Genomic DNA, 22,495 nt, shown 5'->3' on the forward strand with positions numbered 1-22,495 from the left:
TTCTTCAAAATGGAGAAAGAAACTGAAAAACATAAATCTAAAATAACGCGCAAGTTTCAACCAACCTTTCTTGCGCTAAAGAATAAAACCACGGTGTATATTTTTACGGCACTACTGGTTTTATTCGGGATCTTCTCGTACCAGCAAATGCCCCGCGAGGCTATGCCCGAGATTGTGGTTCCCTACATTTTTATTCAAACATTGTACCCCGGGAACTCGCCGGTTGACATTGAAAACCTGTGTACCCGCCCCATTGAAAAAGAACTGAAAGGGCTAAAAGGGGTGAAAGAAGTAACCTCGGCATCGTACCAGGATGTGAGTACTATTATTGTAGAATTCAATACAAATGTTACCATAAAACAGGCTTTGCAGGATACCAAAGACCGGGTTGACCAGGCAAAATCGGAATTACCAGGCGATTTGCCCAGCGATCCGTATGTTACCGATTTCGACCTTTCGGAATTCCCGATAATGAACGTAAATGTTTCGGGCGAATACAACATGCGCGACCTGAAAAAGTATGCCGAAATATTACAGGATGAATTTGAAGGCTACCGGGAAATTTCGGAAGCCAACATCCGGGGTATCGAAGAGCGCGAGATACAAATCAATGTCGATCCGTATAAACTCGATGCTGTTGGACTAACGTTCGAAGATGTGGCTTTTGCCATTCAGCTGGAAAATATCAGTATGGGAGCCGGCCAGTTTACTGCCGACCAAACCCGCCGTACCATTCGCACCGATGCCAATTACACCAGTATCGACCAGATTGCCAACACCATAATAAAGGTAAACGAGAGTAAACCGGTGTACATACGCGACATTGCCACTGTTGTTGACGGGTATAAAGAACAAGCAACCATTGCCCGCCTTAACGACCAGCCGGTAATTACCTTGTCGGTTACCAAAAAATCGGGCGAAAATATACTTGCGGCTTCGCAGAATGTACTCAACGGAATTGACCAGCTAAAAGCACGCGGGCAAATCCCCAAAGACCTTGATATTATTATTACCGACGACATGACCCACTACATTGAAGATACCATATCGAACCTCGAAAACAGTATTATTCTGGGGATGATACTGGTAACTTTTGTGCTGTTTTTGTTCCTGGGTTTCCGCAATGCACTTTTTGCCGGTTTGGCCATTCCCTTGTCCATGTTCCTGTCGTTTGTTATTCTGCAACAAAGCGGCATTACACTCAACTCCATGGTACTTTACGGGCTAATTCTCGCACTGGGTATGTTGGTTGACAACGCCATTGTAGTGGTTGAAAATGTGTACCGGCTTTTTAGCGAAGGAAATCCACTGCAAAAAGCAACCAAACAAGGGGTAAGCGAAATTGCCTTTCCCATTATTTCATCTACATTAACAACACTTGCCGCATTTTTCCCGCTATTGGCATGGGAAGGTATTATTGGCGAGTTTATGAAAATATTACCGCGAACATTAATTGTGGTACTGGCCTCATCGCTGTTTGTGGCGCTGATTATTAATCCGGCATTTATTTCGTCCTTTATGAAAGTGGATGACATTAACCGGAAAATGAATGCAAAAAAAGTGTTGCGCAATGCAGCTGTTTTTGCCGGAGTTTCAGTGGTATTCTACGTAACCCGGATTTTCCTGCTTGGGAACCTACTGGCAACAGTAGCCTTTTTAATGGTTGCCAACCTGTTTGTTTTACGTCCGGCAGCCCGCTGGTTCCAAACCAAATTTCTGGTTTGGCTCGAGCACATGTACACCAGGCAGCTGAGACATGCGCTAAAAGGCCCATGGCCCTACATTTACTTCGGTGGAACATTTTTGTTACTGCTCTTTTCGGTGGGCTTCTATTTCGGGAGCAATCCCAAAACCGTGTTTTTCCCCGATACTGACCCCACAACAGTTTACGTAACCATGGAATTGCCACTGGGAACTTCAATCGAGAAAACCGACGAAGTATCGCGCGAAGTGGAAAGAATTATAAAAGAAACCATTAAACCGGTTAACCACATTGTGAAATCGGTTACCACCAATGTTGGTGTTGGAATGAGCGGCGGCACGTTCGACAGTAATGAAGAAAGCCCGAACAAGTCGCTCACATCGGTTTCGTTTGTTGAATACAAGCTGCGCGATGGCATAAGTACATCGATAATAATGCAGGATATTGCCAAAAACCTCGACGGGTTTGTTGGGGCTAAAATCTTTGTAAAGAAAGACGACCAGGGGCCACCAACAGGAGATCCGGTTAGTATTGATGTATCGGGCGATGAGTTTGACCTGTTAATCCGGATTACCGACGATTTTATGCGGATAATTGAAGAAGACAACATTCCCGGAATTGATGAGCTGCAATTGAACATTAATACCAACCAGCCCGAAATGCTTATCCAGGTTGATCGCGAGCAGGCACGTTTGTACGAACTTTCCACCCAGCAAATTGCCATGGCTTTCCGTAACTCGATTTATGGTTACGAAGCCAGCCAGTTTAAAGATGGCGAGGACGAATACGATATTTTTGTTCGCCTGGATGAAAAATACCGCAACGATGTTTCTACTTTAATGAACCAGAAAATTCCGGTTAACGGAAGTAAAATCCCCATTTCGTCGGTAGCATCGTTCGAGTATTCCACTTCGTATGATAAAATCAGCCGTATCGACAATAAACGGGTAATCAGCATTACATCGGGAGTTGTTGAAGGTTTTAATGCCAACGAAATTAACAGCCGCATTGCACAATTGCTTGAAGACTATGAAATGCCCGAGGGCTACACTTTCGAATTCTCGGGCGAGCAGCAGGAGCAGGCCGAAAGTATGGAGTTCCTGATTTATGCATTGATTATTGCCGTAGCCATGATTATGATTATTATGGTTACGCAGTTTAACTCGTTTATCCGCCCGGCAATTATTATTGCCACCGTACTTTTCAGCACCATTGGCGTTTTCCTTGGTTTGGGAATCTTCCAAATGGAATTTGTGGTAATTATGACCGGTATTGGAATTATTTCGCTGGCAGGAATTGTGGTGAACAACGGTATTGTACTGATCGACTACATCGACCTGACCCGAAAACGCAAACGTGAAGAACTGGGCTATTCTGAAAAAGCTTTTTTACCCAAACAAGTGCAGATTGATGCACTGGTAGAAGCCGGAAAAACCCGTTTACGCCCTGTATTGCTAACCGCAATTACCACAGTGCTGGGTTTGCTACCACTGGCCATCGGGTTAAATTTTAACTTCTTTACGCTGTACACGCGTTTCGATCCGCAAATATCGGTTGGTGGCGAAAGTGTAGCGTTTTGGGGGCCAATGTCGTGGACGGTAATCTTCGGTCTTACCTTTGCCACTTTCTTAACGCTGTTACTTTCTCCGGTAATGTATATGATTACCATCCGGATTAATTACGCGATTAAAAAATGGACCGGTAATTTACCGGAAGACAACAGGCTGAAGAAAGCAGAAGTACTGCAATAAACCGATACTTTAAACAGAAAACGGGTAGCCATTATTGACTACCCGTTTTTTATTTTTATAAATTTCTTGCGGATTACCCTGATTATCGCTGCCCAGATCCTCGATCTGTGTGCCATTAATTTCTACTACTAAACCAGCGAATCGCCTTTCTGAATACGAACATCGGTAACAAATTTCTTTATCTGATCTTCATCTTCGCGGCGGCAAATCATTAAGGTATCGTTTCGTTCGGCAATTATAAAACCATCGAGGCCTTGTATTACTGCCATCTTGTTTTTCGAAATATCTACAATACAGTTTTCGGTATCGTACAGCATTACATTATCGGCCCTGATTACGTTGCCCTGTTCATCTTTATCTTTGTTTTCGTATAACGAACTCCAGGTTCCCAGGTCGCTCCAGCCAAAATCGGCCGTTAACACATACACATTTTTTGCCTTTTCCATAATACCGTAATCAATTGATATGGCCTGGCATTCCGAATAGGTTTTCCGTATAAAAGGTTCCTCGCTTGCTGTATTCATTTTGCTGCGGCCATGTTCAAATTTCAAGGCAATTTCGGTGAGATGTTGCTGCAACGATTCGAGCATGGTTGACAGCGACGAAATAAAAATTCCCGAGTTCCAGTAAAACTCTCCGCTTTCGATAAAAACCTTCGCCATTTCCTGGTTGGGCTTCTCGGTAAAGGTTTTTACTTTATACAGGTTGTCAAGGTCATTAAACTCCTTTTTCCGTTTCACCTGAATATAACCATAACCGGTTTCGGGGCGGTTGGGCTTTATTCCCAGCGTTAGCAGCGCCGGTTTTTCAGTAACAAAATCCAAGCCGTTCCGGATTTGCTTTTTAAACGCCTCTTCTTTCAGAATAAAATGATCAGACGGCGTTACAATAATGTTGGCCTCCGGATCGACAACTGCAATTTTATTGGCAGCGTAAGCCAAACACGGTGCGGTATTGCGCCGCAGGGGTTCAAGCAAAATCTGTTCATCGCTAAGCTCGGGAAGCTGCGCTTTTACAAGATCTTTATACAATACGTTTGTAACAATAATAAAATTCTCTTTGGGTACGATCTCCTGAAACCGCTCGTATGCCTGTTGAATAAATGTTTTTCCTGTTCCTAAAATATCTAAAAATTGCTTTGGTCGTGCTGTGCGGCTTAGTGGCCAGAATCGACTTCCTACGCCACCTGCCATTATCACACAAAAATTGTTAGCCATCTGTCTGTGTTTTGTTCCTTAAATTGATTAATCCTGAGATTGTAACTTTGAAAGTACGGAATTATTTTGTTATTGTTGCCTCAGCCCCATTCAAATTCATAAAAATTTTGTTTCCGGTTATTAAGTTGTAATTTTAGCCGATTACATTAGCAAGAAACTTTAAGCAATGGGGTTTTTCTTTCATATAGGCCGATATTTTTCGATGCTGGCGCGTGTTTTTGCACGCCCCGAGAAACACAAACTCTATATCAGGCAGTTGTTTCACGAAATCGATAACCTGGGTGTAAACTCGGTGGGCATTGTAATTATCATTTCGATTTTTATTGGCGGAATTATGACCATCCAGTTCGCCTACAGTATGGCAAACCCGCTTTACCCTGTTGAACTGGTAGGTTTGGGCACACGCGACACGCTGCTGCTCGAATTTTCGTCAACCATGCTGGCGCTGATTATGGCCGGAAAAGTGGGCTCCAATATTACTTCGGAAATAGGCACCATGCGTGTTACCGAACAAATTGATTCGTTGGAAATTATGGGAGTAAATTCGGCAAGCTACCTTATTCTTCCAAAAATTATTGCAGTAGTTTTTGTCTTCCCGTTTTTGTATATCATTAGTGTATTTTTTGGTTTGCTGGGCGGTATGGTTACGGGTCCAATTGCAGGGGTAATCTCTATTCCCGATTATATTTCGGGCATCCAGTGGCTGTTTTATCCTTATTACATTACTTTCTCGATTATAAAATCGCTGTTTTTCGGATTTCTGGTGGCATCGGTGCCGGCCTATTTTGGCTATTACGTACAGGGTGGCGCACTCGAGGTAGGTAAAGCCAGTACAAAAGCCGTGGTAAACACCAATATCCTGATCCTGTTTTTCGACTTAATTTTAACCCGCCTCTTATTAACATGATTACGCTTAAAAACATTATAAAAACATTCGACGGCAATACGGTTCTGAAAAACATATCTACCGTATTCGAGCAGGGAAAAACCAACCTGATTATTGGCCGAAGCGGTTCAGGAAAAACGGTTTTGCTGAAATCAACACTTGGCCTTTTCGAGGTAGATAGCGGCGAGATTTGGTACAACGAACGCAATTTTACCCAGATGAATCAAAAGGAACGTAAAGTTCTTCGACGCGAGGTGGGAATGGTTTTTCAGGGCGGTGCGTTGTTCGACAGTATTTCAGTAGAAGGAAACGTACGCTTTCCGCTCGATATGTTTACTGAAATGAGTTCGGCCGAAAAACAAAAGCGTGTTGATTTTTGCCTCGATCACGTAAACATCGAAAAGCAGGCTTTTAAACTTTCGCCCAGCGAAATTAGTGGCGGAATGCAAAAACGTGTAGCCATTGCCCGCGCCATTGCGCTGAATCCGAAATACCTGTTTTGCGACGAACCCAACTCGGGCCTCGACCCCGAAACAGCAACGGTTATCGATCAACTCATTCAAACACTTACCAAAGAATTTCAGATGACCACCATTATTAATACGCACGATATGAACTCGGTGATAGAAATTGGCGAATCGGTGCTGTTTATTTCGCATGGCCAGAAAGAATGGGAAGGTACCAAAAACGAGATTCTGAGCTCGGGAAACCAAAAACTGGAGGACTTTATTTTTGCGAATAAACTTTATGCACAAATGAAGAAGGGAAAATAATGATTTGAATTAAGTTTTTGCAAACATCTTTTAAAACATTAGTTCAATACCGATTGACTAAAAAACTTCCGTTACTTTTACTCAAAATTCCGGAAAAAGAACAACAGTCTTCCGGCTACAAACTTTTTTAACATGAACTACGAATGCCTTATTTGCCAGGTAAAAGCACTGCAAAAACGTATGGACAAGTACGAAATTGCAGAGGAAAAACGAAATAAAATTGTAAGCCAGGCCATTTCAACCATTGCCGGAATCGACCTCGACAAAAGTTTTTCGCCCGAAATTACCAGCAATATTCTAAGAGAAATGGAGAAGGAATCGGATGTAAAAGATCCGTATGGTGCTGAGAAAAAAGAAAGCAACCACGCATTATTAGCGCGTTACAATGAGTTCAGAAATAAGGTGGAAGAGTCGGAAGATAAATTCGATACAGCACTGCGTTATGCCATTGCCGGAAACATAATCGATTTTGGGCCAACACACCATTTTGATGTAGATGGAACAATCGAGCGGGTGTTTCAAACCACCTTTGCTGTTGATGATTCGGAAGCCCTAAAAACCGAAATAAAAAAAGCTAAAAGCATTTTATACCTGGGTGATAACTGCGGCGAAATTGTAATGGACAAACTCTTTCTGGAAACCATCGGTCACCCGAATGTGGTATTTGCGGTTCGCGACCAGCCCATTTTAAACGATGCTACTTTAAAAGAAGCCCGCGAAGTTGGCTTGCACAAAGTTGCAACCTTAATCACCAATGGCGACAATACACCATCAACACTGCTGCACCGCGTAAGTAAAGAGTTTTTGGAAATCTACCGTTCGGCTGACCTCATTATTTCAAAAGGCATGGGCAATTTTGAAGGATTGATGGACGAAAACGATCGGCGCCTGTTTTACCTGATGATGATAAAATGCCCGGTTATCGGCCAAAAAGTTGGTGCTGAAAAAGGGGACTTTGTGGTGAAACGAAGCAAAAGCTAAACGCAAATATTTGCGAATGATGATTAACGATTTTAGATTTCAGAAGTAATAGGCAATACGCAAATAGCAGTTAGCAAACAATAAAACCTCAAAGTGTTTTCAAAACCTTGAAACGTTTAAACAACCTACTGAGTTCTATGTGCCTATTGTGTTTCAAAACCTTTGCGCCTTAGCGTCTCTGCGGTTCGATTTACGCGCTTAGCCGTTTAGAACTGCCAAACTGTTCTATTGTCAAATTGCTGAACTGTTAACCACAACTGAAAACTGTATACTTTCTGGTAATTGAAAACTTTTAAACACTAAGTCGCAAAGACACGGAGTTTTTTTGAACCACATAGAAACATAGGACACAGTAGATTCGATTTACGCGCTTAGCGGTTTTGAACCGCTTAGCGCATATAACTGGCACTCATTTATTGTATTGGGCTGTTCAATCCTTCAACAAATCAGTCCTTCAGTCCTTGTGTTCTTGTGTTAATCTACTTCTTCGGATCCAGCGTAACCACCGGAATAATCAATTCCTCCATCGAAATTCCGCCGTGCTGGAATGTGTCTTTGTAGTAATTCGCGTAATAATTGTAGTTATTCGGATAAGCAAAAAAGTCGCTTCCCTGCGCAAAAACATAGCTGGTACTCACATTTCGCGATGGTAAGTAAATACTTCGCGGGTCGCGAATTTCAAATACATTTTTTGCTTTGAAATTCAAATTTTTACCCAGCTTGTAACGCAGGTTGGTATTGGTTTCGCGATCGCCAATGATCTTCACGGGATTGTCAACACGAATAGCACCGTGGTCGGTAGTAATTACCACCCGAATATCCTCATCAGCAAGCGCCCGGAGCAACTCCAGCAACGACGAATTTTTAAACCAGCTTAAGGTTAACGAACGATAGGCTTTTTCGTTATTGGCCAACTCGCGAATCATGTCCATTTCGGTGCGGGCATGCGAAATCATATCCACAAAATTCACCACCATCACCGAAAGATCGCTTTTCAGAATATTATTGAGATTATCCTGCACCCAACGCTCCTTTTTAGCTCCCGATCCTTTTTCGAAATACAGGCTCTCTTTGCGCGAATAACGCTGTAGCTGCTTACGCAGCAATTCCTCTTCATTCCAGTTTTTGTGCCCTTCATTGTCGTCGTCGAGCCACAGTTGCGGGTACAACCTTTCAATTTCAGAAGGCATTAAACCGGCAAACATCGCATTACGTGCGTACATGGTTGCTGTGGGCAATATTCCGCAGTACATATCTTCCGAAACCGTGCGAAAATAGGTATTTATCTCGGGACTAAGAATACGCCACTGGTCGTAGCGTAAATTGTCGACCACCAGCACAAAGGTTTTTTTACCATCGTTGAGGTGCGGAAAAACACGGTGTTTAAAAATATCGGGCGACAACATCGGCCGATCCTCAAAATCCTGATCAAACCAATCCTGGTAGTTCTCTTTTATAAAACGGAAAAACGCCTTATTAGCCTCCTCCTTTTGCATGGTAAGAATCTGGTCCATGGCCGAATCTTCCGACTCGCTCAATTCCAGTTCCCAGTACACCAACTGGCGGTAAATATCTTTCCATTCGTCAAAAGTCAGGCGGTCGTTCAGTTTCATCCCAATCTGGGCAAACTGCATCTGGTATTTCGATGTGGTTTGCTCGGTAACCAGGCGCTTCTGATCGATGTTCTTTTTCAGTGTCAGCAAAATCTGTTTTGGGTTTACCGGCTTAATCAGGTAATCGGCAATTTTAGCGCCAATCGCCTCATCCATTATATTTTCCTCTTCGCTTTTGGTAATCATTACCACCGGCACATTGGGCGCAAGATCTTTAATCTTTGTCAACGTTTCTAAACCTGTCAGACCCGGCATATTCTCATCAAGAAAGATAATGTCGAAATAACCGGCTTCAACTTTCTCAATCGCATCGAGGCCGTTATTAGCCGTTTCAACTTCGTATCCTTTTTCCTGTAAAAATATAATGTGCGCCCGTAAGAGATCTATTTCATCGTCTGTCCAGAGTATTCTTGGCTTATTCATTCTGTTTTCGTTTTCTGTTTCAATTGTTCCAATAAGTTAAAGATAAGAACAAAATAGGTGCCGTTAAAGTATGTCTTAACAAACTTTAAGAGTTCTCTTCCGAGAAACTACACCTCTTAAGACAATTTACTTATTCAGGTAAACTTGTTTGTAGAAATCCATGTATTCGGTAATATTCTTCTCGCGAAGGAAAATACTGAAGTTCTCTTCCGAAATCAGGAAATTACGGTACTGAGCTGTTCCCAACGGATCGAACAGATCGCGGTTGCGCACCACCACACTAAAGTACTGACGTGCCGTTGCCTCATCTTCCATGCCGCGAACAATAATGAGCTGGCGAGCCTGATCCAGCTGCTGCTCTTCGATGGTGAAGCCCGAGTTGGCAAAATTCGACTGGTTATAAGCCGCAATGCCGTTAATAAAGGCGTCTTTAAATACACCCGTTGCCGGAATTACAAATACAATGCGATGTGGCCCTGAAATGTTCTGGTTGTACGGCGAACCGGTCAGCGAAGCAGGTGCAGCCTGAGCGGCAGGCGCAGGCTCGGCAGTTTGTGTAGTTGTAGTTGGTGCCGCTGTCTGGCTTTGGTTATCCGACGACGAATCGGAAGCCCTGCGCTGAATATAATTGTTGCGGAAGAAAGTAATGTACTCTTCCACCTTATTCTCGTCGAGTAAAGTTTGCAGGTTATCATCCGTAATCAGGAAGTTGCGATAAGTGGATTGTCCCAGCGGTTCGAACAAACTACGAGTGGTAATTGCCCTGCGGAAATACGACATCGATTCGTTGAGTGCCGGAATTCCGTGAACCACCAGTAAGCGATAATCGCCCACTTCTTTGGCCTGCAGCGCCAGGTTCCACGCCCTGAATTCATCGCGGTTAAAATCGGCAAATCCGCGCATTAATGGTCGTAACGACAGGCTTACGTCTTTTACGGCAATCACAAAATTCTGCGTGGTATCAACATTTGTATCGTATAATCCGGCCGGACCAGCGTTTACCGTAACAAAAGTACCACGTTCGTTTAGCGCATTTTCTTCGGCTGCGGCGCGCGCCATTAACTCTTCAGGCGAGATATCCATTTCGTCGTCGCTGAAATTTGAACGGATAAAACGGCTGTAATTCTTCACGAAGAACTTCATGTAATCGGCTGTTGAGCGTTCCTGCATAACCGCCCGGTAATTGGTCGACGATATTACAAAGTTCATATAATCAATTCCCTGCAAAGTTTTAAAAACCGGGGCTTTTCGAATGATCGCTCCGTGATAGATCAGCGCATTTTCTTTGTTGGTCATCGAGCGCACCAGCACAAAAGCCAGTTTATCATCGAGGTATTCCGTTTCAATATCAAAATCTATTTTTGTATAGTGGTCGATGTTGTAATTGGCAATGTCAAACTTCAGTCGATTCAAATCGATATTGTCTTCTTCTTCGCGCGGATAGGCAATTACAAAGTAGTGCAACAAATCTTCGTCGTAACTGAATTTTCCGCCAAACTCATCATCGGCAAAGAAATTTTCGGGCAGCAGCTCTTCGTTTTGAATTTCTTCGCTGATGTAGCCCATTTCCACCAGTTTCTGGTAATCGGTTAAGGTACTGTCCTGAATAAGCTGTAGGATTTCCCCGGCCAGTGGCGATGGTTCTTTTGCCGGATATTCTGCCAAATAACCTTTTAGCAAGACTTCAAAATTGTGCACGTCGGTTAAAACACCATCGGCAACCATTTCCATAAAATCAATTTTTGGAAGGATCACCGTATCCGGCTCCATGTTTTTCATTTGCCCGGTAAGCGACAACACATTTTGGTACCTTCCCTGCTTGTAATTTCGGAATGTTTCCTGGTACAAGCGGTTGAGACTATCGGTTTTGGCCGCCATTTCCACAAAGAAATTTGGATTTTGCAGGAACTGCGCGAACTTACTTTTCGGATATTCAGAAATGATGAGACTACGGTAGTAGTTTGCTCTTTCCTTATCGCCCATCAACTCATACAAATCGTACAAATCGAAATAAGCCGACAAAAGGTAAATATTGTTTGGATAACGCCTTATCAGCTCTTCAAAAGCCTCGGCCGAGCGCTCGTAATCTTCAAATTCCGATTTAAATATTTTACCTGAGTTGTAAAGTGCATCGCGAATTCGTGCGTGCGACACTGTCATCATCGAATCAGTTAAAGGTAAATCCTGCGTATAAAATTCCTTTTTCAGCGGGTCTTCAATACGCTGTTCTTCGGGTTCTACCTCTGCCATTTCTTCGCTTTCTTCCATCGAAACAGTAGCCTTATTCGATCGTCGCCAGTCGTCTTCCAATGTTCGCCGGCCCCATTGCTGCTGGAAAGTTACCCGCCCGTACGACACGGTTTGCGGATTGTAGAAATACCAGCCTCCGCCACCTGAATTTCCCATTCCCATGCGGTAACGGTTGGAGCGGTAATAGCCCTGACTTCGCGCATCCTGCATGGCCAGGTTTTCCATGTTTCGCTGGCGTTCCTGCTCTTCCTGCATCAAGTTCGCAATTAAAGCTTCACGTTCTACATCCGACATTTGCGCCACTCGTTGCAAACTGTCTTCTCGTTCAACCAACAATATATTATCCACCAAATTAGTTAAACTCCGGTAGCGTGCTGATACATTGTCGTAATTCGGGTATGTTTCATCGATAATAATCATTGCACTATCGTAATACGACTGTGCGCCGCGGTAATTCAGATCCTCGAAATAAATATCGGCCAAAGTAATCGACGATAAGGCCCGTTGGTATTGATTTTTAAAACTTGTAGCTACCGATTCTTTGTAGTTATCCTTGGCCACATCGCGGTTTCCTTCGCGGAAAAAAATGTTACCTAAGGCATAATAAATCTGGTCGCGGAAATCGACGTTCTTTTTGTCGCGCAGCATTTTATTCAACTGCTTTTTCAAATCTTCCGAATTTCCTTCGCCTGAGAATACCCCTGCACCGTTTATCATTGCGTTAAAGGCCATGGTGTAATCCGGATTCATTTTGGTAACCTTTCTAAAGGCTGCTGCTGCCGCCTGGTTCTGGCCCAACTCCTGGTACAGTTGCGCCACAATATATTGCAGGCGGGCTTTATCTTTTTTCCAGAATGTTTTGTCGATGGCAATATCGAGCAGGCGAATGGCATTGTCGTATTCAAACTGCTTTTTGTAATAGAAAGCTGTGGCAATGGCAAAATCGCGCTCCAGGCTTTTTGGAAAATCATCGTACGACTGAATAGCCTGAATAACTTCGTTGGCTTCAATGTAACGTTCCATCTCGGTGTAAGCACGTATCAGCCAAACCTGTGCCTCATCTGCCGTTTCTTCGTCGGGGTATTTACGCACCACATACGAGAAATTATCGATGGCAGCAAAAAAATTGTGCTGATAGAAATAGGCTTTCCCCATTAAGAGGTAACTGTCGTCGATCCAATTGTTAAACTCCTCCTGGCTGGCAAACTCCTGGTATTTGCGCGAACCACCACCTCTTTTACGTTTTGGCTTTTTAGTTATAGAGTGTATCTCGATCAATTTCGAGCATTTTACAACCGCATAATCCATATCCGATTTTACCATGCGCGCCACCGATGGATCGCTCGCCTTATAAATGGGTAAAACACGGGTAAAGTCGTCCTCAACACGCTCCTCAATCGTTGCAACGCCCTCTTTTACTGCCTCGTTGGCATTAAAATAAATATTATAACGCGAAGTAACATTATGGAAAGTTCGTGATGCCCGGGTATTTTTTTCAGTAGAACAGCCGGCAAAAATCGAAACCAATAAAAACAGGAATATGGTATGTAAAAATCGTTTCTTCAAGCAGTTTTTTGTTAACTCATTGAATAAACTCAGGAATCACAAGATTATTGCCTGTACATCCTGAATTGTTGCATTTTGCAAACGCTGTAAAAATAAGAAAAAATGAATGTTCAACAGAATTAATTGACGGGGCGGGAGAATATTACATTTTAAAGGAGTTGCGGCCTTGAAAAAAGGTAGAGATGCACGCATTGTACACCTCTACTTTTCGGATTTATTTTCGGGTAATTTTTACCTTTTTAGTTGGCGCCATTTGTATGTTGCGCACATGTACACGGTGTTTCACTTTTTCAGCCACATCGGCAAAAGCCTGTCCGGTAATTGTGTCGCCGTTGGCAGCTACGGGTGTTCCTTCGTCGCCACCTTCGCGAATACTCTGCACAATTGGAATTTGCCCCAACAAGGGCAAGCCCAGTTTATCGGCCAGTTTTTTACCACCTTCTTTACCAAAAATATAGTACTTGTTTTCGGGCAGTTCTTCCGGAGTAAACCAGGCCATGTTTTCTACCAAACCAAGCACAGGCACATCAACCGATTTACTTTGGAACATGCTGGTTCCACGAACCACGTCGGCCAAAGCCACATCCTGCGGGGTAGTTACAATTACCGCTCCGGTTACCGGAACACTTTGTACCAGGGTAAGGTGAATATCGCTGGTGCCCGGAGGCAGGTCGATCAGCAAATAATCCAGTTCGCCCCAGTTTCCTTCCGAAATCAGTTGTTTCAGTGCATTCGATGCCATTGGTCCGCGCCAGATAATGGCACTGTCGGGATCAACAAAAAAGCCTACCGACAAGAATTTCACCCCGTATTTTTCAAGCGGATTGATCATTTCTCTGTCGTCGATCTTTACACCAGCCGGACGTTCGTCTTCAACACCAAACATTTTTGGAATTGAGGGGCCAAAAATATCGGCATCGAGCAAGCCAACTTTTGCACCACTTTTTGCTAACGCTACAGCAGTATTTACTGCCACAGTTGATTTACCAACACCACCTTTTCCCGATGCAATGGCCACAATGTTTTTCACGTTGGGCAAAACCGGGCGTTCCATATCGTGAATAAATTTCACGGCAATGTTATCTTCAATTTCAACCTGCTCGCCAAGGTATTTTTTAATGGCCGCTTCGCACGCTACAACCAGCGCTTCAATATTTGGGTCGTTGCTTTTCTGAAAAACCAGCGAAAAACTTATTCGCTGTCCGGCAATGCGGATTTCCTGTGGCATTTCCAGTTGAACCACATCTTCGTCGCTTCCCGGATATTTTACGGTGCGTAAGGCATCGGTAACATCTTTCGGGACAATTAATTTTCTTGGTATATCTGCCATTTTAAGAATGCTTTGTTTTGACTTTGACTGTCTGTTAATTGAAACTGCAAATTTAATAAATGCAATTAGATGAACAGTTTAAACACGGAAATGTTTTGAATATTAATATGAACTTTTGGTTGATTTAAACTACCTTTCTTTTTCTGAGAAAATGCACAGCTACAATTCTTTCATCGGGTCCCAGAATTTTTCCTTGAAATCGAGAATTTTGTCGCCCTCCAGTTTCAGCCCTTCGGCTTCAAGCAGTTCCTGCATGGCATTTGGATTATCAAAATGGTGTTTCCCGGTTAGCAGTCCGTTGCGGTTTACCACCCGGTGCGCCGGAACAAATTCGGGATGCGAATGACTGGCATTCATTGCCCAGCCCACCATTCGTGCGGCTCCGGGTGAACCCAAACTGGCGGCTATGGCACCATATGAGGTTACCCGTCCGGGAGGGATTTGCTTTACTACTTCGTAAACCTGATTGAAAAAATCGCTCATTTTAAACCAGTATTCTTTTATTCTTTTCCCCTACCCCTCTCCCTGTCGGGAGCTCCCCTTGAAAGGGGAGCATGTTTCAAACCACGCAGTTGCTGAACCAATAATCTTCTGCCTAATTTCAGAACTGTCCCGATTTTATCGGGATAACTACAGCTAAAGGGGTAAAGAATTCACCTTAATTTGTCATTTCGAACGCAGTGAGAAATCTGTTACAATTATTAACGAAGTCACAGATATCTCAGTCATTCTTCCTTCGATATGACAACAGGTTATCTATAAGTCCCGAGCGCTACGCCCAAAGCTGCGATACTCGTCGCGTTCGATATCAATCTCGGGTTCGATGTATTCGCCGTTGTGCGGAATAAAAGCCAGATATTTACTTGGTATTCCGCGGTCGAGCCACTGCTTTTCGTAAAACGTACGAATGCGCAACACATCAGTCAATCCTTCCCACTCGTACAGATTATCGGTTTCGGCCAGTATTTCAAACTGATTCAGTTTGGCCATTTCCAGTGTGTAGTTGTACTGAAAATTGCTGTCGGTTTTTAAGTGCACCACACCGCCGGGTTTCAGAAAAGTCCGGTATTTATTCAGAAACGTTGTTGACGTTAAGCGTTTCCTCGCTTTTCGCATTTGCGGATCGGGGAAAGTTAGCCAGATCTCATCTACCTCATCTTTGGCAAAAAACTGAGGAATCAATTCGATGTTGGTACGCAAGAATCCCACATTTGTCATTTCGCGCTGGTAGGCCAGTTTTGCACCTTTCCAAAGCCGCGCCCCTTTAATATCCACACCAATATAATTGATGTTCGGGTTCATTGCCGCCAATTCCACGGTATATTCGCCCTTGCCACAACCCAGCTCCAAAATTATGGGCTGATCGTTTTTAAAAAATTCGGCCGACCATTTTCCTTTTAAATGAAAATCGTCGTGTCCCACCTTATGAAACGGTGCCTGAACAACATGTTCAAAACCCATCATTTCATCAAACTTCTTCAGCTTTCCTTTTCCCACCTCTAAAAAATAAACTGTTGGTATTTATAAATTTCTTTGATCTTCTATTTGACTTTTTCAACACGTACACCCACGTCGGAAATTCCTTTTAGCTCGTCGTTGCGCATGCCCTGCTGCAAGCGTATGGTGTAATCGCCCGAGCGAGGGAAAAACACATTGCGCCGGTAAATGGCCTCACGGGTTTTTAATCCGCCAAAACCTTCGCCCAGCCATTTCCCCGACGGATCGGCCAGCACCATTTCGAAGGTATCGGTAACCGCTTCGCCACCGGGTTGCACAATGGTAACAAACAGCCACAGGTTGCTGTAGCGGTAATCCACCTTGTTGCGCACATTAATATAAAGATTGTGATTTTGCAAGGTATCGGTAACCGGCACGTTAAAAACCACCAGCGAATCTTTGTTCCAAACGCCTTTGTTAATTGGCTTGTATTTATCGAAAACACTGTGCGATTCGCACGCTGCCATAATCGCCACAATTCCCGTAAAAAGTATAACCTGAAAAAAACGACTCATTCTGCTTCAACTATTTTTTTTCGAAAGATCAATACATCAAACGCTGTAAAACGCAAGTTGTTTTCTTTAACTACGGTTTTGGTTACGATTTTGCCCGGATCGCCGGTTTTGGCTTCCCCCTCTGGTTTGCTTTGGTTTGCGGCCCTGGCCGTTTCCCTGGGTTTTATCTTGCCTTCGTTCGGGTTTAGGCCCCTGTGCGCTGGGCTGATTTTGCTTTCGGCCCTGGTTAGGATTACGACGATTGCTGCGCTTTTTCGAGCGGCTCTTTTTCTTCGCCCGGTCGAAACGATCCAAATCCTCCTGGCCCACCACATTATGGAAGGTATCGAGTTTTTGTGCTCCGGCATCGTATTTTTCAATCACCAGTTTTTCCGGTTTTTTGCCGTTACGATTTAAACGCAACACCTCTTTTACCCGTTTCACAGGCACGGCCACCAGTGTTCCGGGACCTTCGCCACGCGGAGCGTACCAGTAAATTCCTCCAAAAATATCGGCTTTCAGGAAGGAATAGGTCATGTGTTCTGTTTCGAGTGGAATATGGTTTGGCGGGAAATCTTTTTGTGCATCAATGTAGGCATCCACCTCGAAATTGAGGCAGCACTTTAATTTTCCACATTGCCCGGCCAGTTTTTGCGGGTTCAGCGAAATTTCCTGATGACGCGCAGCATTGGTGGTTACCGACACAAAATTGCTCATCCACGTTGAGCAGCAAAGTGAACGCCCGCAGGGTCCAATTCCGCCAATACGGCCGGCTTCCTGGCGCGCACCAATCTGCTTCATTTCGATGCGGATGCGGAACGTTTCGGCCAGCACTTTTATCAGCTGGCGAAAATCAACACGACCATCAGCAATGTAGTAGAAGATGGCTTTTGTTTTGTCGCCCTGGTATTCCACATCGCCAATTTTCATATCGAGACGCAGATCCTGAACAATCTGACGCGAACGAATCATGGTTTCATGTTCCAGCGAAATGGCTTCTTTCCATTTGTCGATGTCAACCGGTTTGGCGTGGCGGTAAATTTTGCGGTATTCGCCGTTGTTCAGCGTAACTTTGTGGCGTTTCATTTGCTCAAACACCAGCTCCCCTTTTAACGAAATTATACCGATATCGTGCCCCGGATTTCCTTCAACGGCCACCAGTTCGCCAACTTTAAGTTTTAGGTTATTTACGTTTTTATAATAGTCTTTTCGGGTATTTTTAAAACGCACTTCAACAATGTCTTCGCCTTTGTAAGCAGGCTGTACATCGCCAAGCCAGTCGGTAACCTGCAGTTTTCCGCAATTTCCAACTTTCGTTTGACAAACCCCTCTATCTGTAGTATTTACTTCTTTCATATTTTAGATTCGTAGTACAGAGACCTTTAGATCTGAGACTAAAAGCCTTTTTATCCGGCCTTGCCAAGATAATCATTTAATACCGATTAGCAATTGAGTTGAATTGCCAGTTCATTTCATCTCATCCAAATCATCAAGTTAACAATGCACTCACCAGTGTAATTCATCGTTTCGGTTAAGCTCACGATGAAAACAATTGGCATAGCCCACAAAAGTAATGATTAATAGCAATTTGATAAGTAATGGCTTGGTTTTTAAAATGAATCTAAAAAGGAACAATTATTTAGAAGAAATAAAAATTACCCCCCCATGATATTTTTAACATATTCTTTGTGATGGAAAACAAGTAATTCTATATTCGTACTGTTGATTCAAGATCACCTGTTCATCAACACACATTTTCAGGACAAGGACAGTAAACTTAAGTGAGGGAAAAACTAAAAACACAGAGGTGTTTTGGATAAAATAGTTAACGGTGACTATTAAATACATTGGTAGATTAATAGTACGAATAAACAAGCGAACACAGGAATTCTGATTACATGAAAGGATTCAGATTCCATTTAAAATTTATACAGATGAAAATGATTAAATTATTATTCCCGATTTTTCTTTTCCTGGTTTCATTCTCCGGTTTTAGCCAGGTAAAAGTAACCAGTTACTCCGTCCATTCATTAGGAGTTTCAGTACCATTAAATGAAAAATTCAATGCTGAACTAAAAGTTTTTGCCAATAGCGGCGAGCTCGAAAATACGGGTATTGAATTAAACAGCACTTACAAATTTAAGCCGGGCGAATTTCACCAATTTTCTGCCGGACTGGGGTTTGGGTTGATACCTTATTCGGGAGAAGATGCCTTTTTTTCAGTGCCCGTGGCTTTAGAAATTTGTCCCTTGCAATCGTTTAAAAGGCTGTCGCTGGTTGTTGAACTTGCTCCGGAAATTTATTTTAATGATGACGTTGTTGCCCTGAGGCATTTGTGGGGAATCCGGTATTCTTTCAACAAGTAGTTCTTGGTTCCTAATAGGATGTCATCTTTTTTGAGAAGATGACATTCCTTCATCCAGACAACCGTAACTCACTCACCAGCTGACCCTTGCGCTCTTCGCGTAGTCAAATGTTTTAAACCGCTAGACAAATGTTTGAATTGCGGCCTTAATTGTTTCCTTCTCCGGATAGTTTGTTTAAATCCGTTTACATTAGGTTTGTTTAACATCAACAAATGTTTTGGCTCCGGTAACACCTGATTGCATTATGCGCTTAGCGGTTCAACACCGACTGGCGCCTGAGGAATCACAAAACATCTACCGCTTAATCAGCCGTACCATGCGCAAACCGGTATCCATAAAAACAATACGCGGATTACCGTTCATGGAGATGTGTTTTATGGCCAGCTCAAATTCGTCGGCAAAAGCCACAATGTTGCGCTCGTTAATAAAAGGAGCGAATTTTTTGCTCCAGTCTTTTTCGGCGCGGTTCATATACACAATTTCGCTGCGTTTCATGTTCGACACAAAATACTCGCGCACTAAACGCAGGGAAGCTGCAAAAAAGGCTTTTTGTTTGTCGCGGCCAATTTTTGCCATTTCATCGGCCCAGTCAATCATGTCTTTCACCTGCCGGGCATAGGCAAAACGCATCATTTCCTGGAATTTCTGGAAATAAAACTGCTCTTCTTCCGACGGCGATAAATAGCTGAGTGCTTTCAAATAACTTCCCGAAGCCAGGTGAACTGCATCGGGAACGATTGCCGGATCAACTCCCTCAATTTTCAGCAAAGCATTTTTTATCGATTGATTATCGACAAACGGAAATTTTACCAACTGTGCCCGCGAACGAATGGTGCCGATCACACCTTCTTCGTTTTCGGTTACCAGAATAAAAAGTGTTTTGCTGGGCGGCTCCTCAATCATTTTCAGCAGTTTGTTTGAGCAGGCGATGTTCATTTTTTCAGGCAACCAGATAATCATCACTTTAAACTCCGACTCGAACGATTTGAGGTTCAGTTTTCGCAAAATCGACTCGCTTTCGCGTTCGTAAATTTCGCCCTGTGCATTTCCGGCGTCGATGTGGCTCAACCAATCGCTGAGTTCGAAATACGGATTGGCCAATACTTTCTCGCGCCACTGCGGAAGAAAATCGTCGCTAACCGGCTTGTTAAACTGTTTGGCATTGAAAATGGGGAACACAAAATGCAAATCGGGGTGCGCCATTTTCTGATATTTGTGGCACGACGGGCAAGTGCCGCACGAATCGGTTTCGCTGCGGTTTTTGCACGAAACATACTGTGCATACGCCAAAGCCATGGCCAGTTTGCCGGTTCCCGAATGGCCGGAAAATAATTGTGCATGACTGATTCGTTGCTCCTGTACCGACCTGATCAGACGGCTTTTTATATTCTCTTGTCCTACTACGTCTTTGAAAAACATAAGCCAAAAATAGTACTTAATTCTGAAAATTGGCAATATGCAAAATACAGTTGGCAAAGCTGTGAGCTATGAGCCGCTATCCACGCGCTTTTCTTCTTTGTGTGACTTTGTGCCTTCTTTGTGCCACTTTGTGGTAGAAATCTTTTAACACGAAGACGCTAAGACACGAAGTTTTCTTTTGAACCACAATAGACACATAGGACATGGTAGATTTGATTTACGCGCTAAGCGTATAGAATTAGCGCTGCTAAATTGTTCTATTGCTGAATTGCTAAACTGTTAACTGCGACTGAAAACTGTCAACTTTCTTTCTCTGCAATCGAAATTCATTTACGTAACGAGCCACGAGCTTTTCGTCTTTGTGAAACTTGGTGCCTTCTTTGTGCCACTTTGTGGTAAAAACCTTTTAACACTAAGACGCTAAGACACGAAGTTTTCTTTTGAACCACAATGGACACATAGGACACGGTAGATTTGATTTACGCGCTAAGCACATAGAATTAGCACTACTAAATTTTTCTATGTACAAAAAGGATCCGATCCGTGTTTGATAAAAATTATACGGATCGGATCCTTAGTACATTTATGCATTAAAGCATTTCTGTATTTTCGCATTCGATTATTCCAACATCCTAATATTCAACCACTCCTCCATTCCTTTAAATCTTACCGCAACATTAAATTATGAAAGGCCTTAAAATTCTGCTGTTTTTTCGTGCTATTAATTTCTATCTTTGGTTGGATTTTTCAAAAAACATTAAAAAATATAATATCATGCAAACTATTAGCAGCTACGATTTTAAAGGAAAGAGAGCTCTTATTCGCGTTGATTTCAACGTGCCTTTAAACGACAAATTCGAGATTACCGACGATACACGTATGCGTGCAGCACTTCCTACAATTAAAAAAATTATTGAAGGTGGTGGTTCTCCAATCATCATGTCGCACCTTGGTCGTCCGAAAAACGGGCCGGAAGAAAAATTCTCGCTGAAACCGTTGGTAAATCACCTGAGCGAGTTGCTTGGTGGTGCTACTGTAAAGATTGCTCCTGACTGTATTGGCGACGAAGTAAAAGCCATGGCAGAGAATGTAAAACCGGGCGAAGTTCTGATTCTGGAAAACCTGCGTTTTTACAAAGAAGAAACTGCCGGCGACGAAGAATTTGCTGCTAAATTAGCTGAAAACGGAGACTGCTGGGTAAACGATGCTTTCGGTACAGCTCACCGTGCACACGCATCAACAGCTGTTATTGCCAAATTTTTCCCGAACGACAAAATGTTTGGTTACCTGATTGAAAGCGAAGTTGAAAGCCTTGACAAAGTGGTAAAAGCTCCACAGCGTCCGCTTACTGCAATTATGGGTGGAGCTAAAGTTTCGTCGAAAATTACCATTATCGAAAACCTGCTCGACAAAGTAGACAACCTTATTTTGGGTGGTGGAATGAAATTTACTTTTGTGAAAGCACACGGCGGTAAAGTAGGTAGCTCAATTTGCGAAGACGAATTCCTGGAAACAGCATTGAACATTGAAAAGCTGGCAAAAGAAAAAGGCGTGAATTTATACATGGCAAGCGACGTTGTTGCTGCCGATGCATTTAGCAACGATGCCAACACAAAAGTGCTTCCTATTGGCGAAATTCCTGACGGATGGATGGGATTGGATGCCGGTCCTGATGCTATTGAAGACTTTAAAAAGGTAATCGAAAAATCGGGAACAATTCTTTGGAATGGTCCGATCGGTGTTTTCGAAATGGAAGCTTTTGCTGAAGGAACAAGAGCAGTTGGTGAAGCGGTTGTTGAAGCAACAAAAAAAGGTGCATTCTCGCTTGTTGGCGGTGGCGACTCGGTAGCTGCGGTTAACCAATTGGGCTTTGCTGATGGTGTTTCGTACATCTCAACTGCAGGTGGCGCATTGCTCGAATACCTCGAAGGAAAAACACTTCCTGGTGTTGCTGCTGTTCGTGGCGAATAATAACCCTTCTAACTTCCCTAAAGGGAAGAACTGATAAGAAGGTTACAATATTTTTCAAAAGCCTGGTTCATTTCGGACCGGGCTTTTTTTTCACTGAAAGTCGATCAAGGGAAGACAGCTATTTTTCGTCCAGAACAACCATGAGCATTGAACTACTTTCTTCGCCGGACGATTTACACGACAACCTTTTACCCAGGGCAACGTAATTCAAAGAATTACGCCGCCCCAGGCTAAAGTAAAAAGCACTTTCAGCGCT

The 22,495-nt window shown here is 43.2% G+C and carries 15 protein-coding genes; 6 read left to right on the forward strand and 9 right to left on the reverse strand.

Features of this window, described 5'->3' with window-relative positions:
* Nucleotides 1–9: 9 nt before the first annotated feature.
* The gene (locus BMW53_RS02090) at nucleotides 10–3,453 is read left to right on the forward strand and encodes an efflux RND transporter permease subunit (RefSeq protein ID WP_051567731.1); all 3,444 of its coding nucleotides are present in this window, start codon (nucleotides 10–12) and stop codon (nucleotides 3,451–3,453) included.
* A 128-nt stretch (nucleotides 3,454–3,581) separates the two neighbouring features.
* Here BMW53_RS02090 and BMW53_RS02095 read toward each other — a convergent pair whose 3' ends face one another.
* On the reverse strand, nucleotides 3,582–4,670 hold the full coding sequence (locus tag BMW53_RS02095) for a mannose-1-phosphate guanylyltransferase (RefSeq protein ID WP_038557535.1): 1,089 nt from the start codon (nucleotides 4,668–4,670) through the stop codon (nucleotides 3,582–3,584).
* A 166-nt stretch (nucleotides 4,671–4,836) separates the two neighbouring features.
* Here BMW53_RS02095 and BMW53_RS02100 point away from each other — a divergent pair, with 166 nt between their 5' ends.
* The 3 genes from BMW53_RS02100 (at nucleotide 4,837) to BMW53_RS02110 (ending at nucleotide 7,310) form a co-directional block, all read left to right on the forward strand.
* Nucleotides 4,837–5,577, forward strand: a complete 741-nt coding sequence (locus BMW53_RS02100) for an MlaE family ABC transporter permease (RefSeq protein ID WP_038557534.1) — start codon at nucleotides 4,837–4,839, stop codon at nucleotides 5,575–5,577.
* The gene (locus BMW53_RS02105; RefSeq protein WP_038557533.1) at nucleotides 5,574–6,329 is read left to right on the forward strand and encodes an ABC transporter ATP-binding protein; all 756 of its coding nucleotides are present in this window, start codon (nucleotides 5,574–5,576) and stop codon (nucleotides 6,327–6,329) included. Before BMW53_RS02100 ends, BMW53_RS02105 begins: the two co-directional genes overlap by 4 nt.
* 132 nt (nucleotides 6,330–6,461) lie before the next feature.
* Nucleotides 6,462–7,310 carry a damage-control phosphatase ARMT1 family protein gene (locus BMW53_RS02110; protein ID WP_074780142.1) on the forward strand — a complete coding sequence of 283 codons (849 nt, stop codon included), beginning with the start codon at nucleotides 6,462–6,464 and terminating at the stop codon, nucleotides 7,308–7,310.
* A 479-nt stretch (nucleotides 7,311–7,789) separates the two neighbouring features.
* Here BMW53_RS02110 and porX read toward each other — a convergent pair whose 3' ends face one another.
* From porX to BMW53_RS02145, 7 genes are all read right to left on the reverse strand, one after another.
* Nucleotides 7,790–9,346 carry a T9SS response regulator signal transducer PorX gene (gene porX, locus BMW53_RS02115; protein WP_038557532.1) on the reverse strand — a complete coding sequence of 519 codons (1,557 nt, stop codon included), beginning with the start codon at nucleotides 9,344–9,346 and terminating at the stop codon, nucleotides 7,790–7,792.
* 126 nt (nucleotides 9,347–9,472) lie between these two features.
* A complete protein-coding gene (porW, locus tag BMW53_RS02120) occupies nucleotides 9,473–13,162 on the reverse strand; it encodes a type IX secretion system periplasmic lipoprotein PorW/SprE (RefSeq protein WP_139177998.1) in 3,690 nt (1,229 codons plus the stop codon).
* Between the two features lie 214 nt (nucleotides 13,163–13,376).
* Nucleotides 13,377–14,492, reverse strand: coding sequence for an Mrp/NBP35 family ATP-binding protein (locus tag BMW53_RS02125; protein WP_038557530.1), 1,116 nt, complete (start codon nucleotides 14,490–14,492; stop codon nucleotides 13,377–13,379).
* A gap of 159 nt (nucleotides 14,493–14,651) precedes the next feature.
* Nucleotides 14,652–14,975, reverse strand: a complete 324-nt coding sequence (locus BMW53_RS02130) for an MGMT family protein (RefSeq protein WP_038557529.1) — start codon at nucleotides 14,973–14,975, stop codon at nucleotides 14,652–14,654.
* A 273-nt stretch (nucleotides 14,976–15,248) separates the two neighbouring features.
* Nucleotides 15,249–15,989, reverse strand: coding sequence for a tRNA (guanosine(46)-N7)-methyltransferase TrmB (gene trmB / locus BMW53_RS02135; RefSeq protein WP_038557528.1), 741 nt, complete (start codon nucleotides 15,987–15,989; stop codon nucleotides 15,249–15,251).
* 44 nt (nucleotides 15,990–16,033) lie between these two features.
* Nucleotides 16,034–16,504, reverse strand: coding sequence for a gliding motility lipoprotein GldH (locus BMW53_RS02140; protein WP_038557527.1), 471 nt, complete (start codon nucleotides 16,502–16,504; stop codon nucleotides 16,034–16,036).
* 66 nt (nucleotides 16,505–16,570) lie between these two features.
* The gene (locus BMW53_RS02145; protein ID WP_074780146.1) at nucleotides 16,571–17,839 is read right to left on the reverse strand and encodes a PSP1 domain-containing protein; all 1,269 of its coding nucleotides are present in this window, start codon (nucleotides 17,837–17,839) and stop codon (nucleotides 16,571–16,573) included.
* A 578-nt stretch (nucleotides 17,840–18,417) separates the two neighbouring features.
* Here BMW53_RS02145 and BMW53_RS02150 point away from each other — a divergent pair.
* Entirely contained in the window at nucleotides 18,418–18,849 is a 432-nt protein-coding gene (locus tag BMW53_RS02150) for a hypothetical protein (protein ID WP_038557526.1), read from the forward strand.
* 294 nt (nucleotides 18,850–19,143) lie between these two features.
* Here the strand turns inward: BMW53_RS02150 and BMW53_RS02155 are convergent, their stop codons facing one another.
* Nucleotides 19,144–20,268, reverse strand: coding sequence for a DNA polymerase III subunit (locus BMW53_RS02155; protein WP_074780148.1), 1,125 nt, complete (start codon nucleotides 20,266–20,268; stop codon nucleotides 19,144–19,146).
* Between the two features lie 774 nt (nucleotides 20,269–21,042).
* Between BMW53_RS02155 and BMW53_RS02160 the strand changes: the two genes are divergently transcribed.
* Nucleotides 21,043–22,239, forward strand: a complete 1,197-nt coding sequence (locus BMW53_RS02160) for a phosphoglycerate kinase (protein ID WP_038564336.1) — start codon at nucleotides 21,043–21,045, stop codon at nucleotides 22,237–22,239.
* Nucleotides 22,240–22,495 lie beyond the last annotated feature (256 nt).

This window comes from Draconibacterium orientale, from assembly GCF_900111425.1.
GTDB classification, from domain to species: Bacteria; Bacteroidota; Bacteroidia; order Bacteroidales; family Prolixibacteraceae; genus Draconibacterium; species Draconibacterium orientale.

Coding starts and splice junctions, on each gene's coding strand:
- BMW53_RS02090 (WP_051567731.1), top strand. CDS start 10: ATGGAGAAAGAAACTGAAAAACATAAATCTAAAATAACGCGCAAGTTT.
- BMW53_RS02095 (WP_038557535.1), bottom strand. CDS start 4,670: ATGGCTAACAATTTTTGTGTGATAATGGCAGGTGGCGTAGGAAGTCGA.
- BMW53_RS02100 (WP_038557534.1), top strand. CDS start 4,837: ATGGGGTTTTTCTTTCATATAGGCCGATATTTTTCGATGCTGGCGCGT.
- BMW53_RS02105 (WP_038557533.1), top strand. CDS start 5,574: ATGATTACGCTTAAAAACATTATAAAAACATTCGACGGCAATACGGTT.
- BMW53_RS02110 (WP_074780142.1), top strand. CDS start 6,462: ATGAACTACGAATGCCTTATTTGCCAGGTAAAAGCACTGCAAAAACGT.
- porX (WP_038557532.1), bottom strand. CDS start 9,346: ATGAATAAGCCAAGAATACTCTGGACAGACGATGAAATAGATCTCTTA.
- BMW53_RS02125 (WP_038557530.1), bottom strand. CDS start 14,492: ATGGCAGATATACCAAGAAAATTAATTGTCCCGAAAGATGTTACCGAT.
- BMW53_RS02130 (WP_038557529.1), bottom strand. CDS start 14,975: ATGAGCGATTTTTTCAATCAGGTTTACGAAGTAGTAAAGCAAATCCCT.
- BMW53_RS02140 (WP_038557527.1), bottom strand. CDS start 16,504: ATGAGTCGTTTTTTTCAGGTTATACTTTTTACGGGAATTGTGGCGATT.
- BMW53_RS02145 (WP_074780146.1), bottom strand. CDS start 17,839: ATGAAAGAAGTAAATACTACAGATAGAGGGGTTTGTCAAACGAAAGTT.
- BMW53_RS02150 (WP_038557526.1), top strand. CDS start 18,418: ATGAAAATGATTAAATTATTATTCCCGATTTTTCTTTTCCTGGTTTCA.
- BMW53_RS02155 (WP_074780148.1), bottom strand. CDS start 20,268: ATGTTTTTCAAAGACGTAGTAGGACAAGAGAATATAAAAAGCCGTCTG.
- BMW53_RS02160 (WP_038564336.1), top strand. CDS start 21,043: ATGCAAACTATTAGCAGCTACGATTTTAAAGGAAAGAGAGCTCTTATT.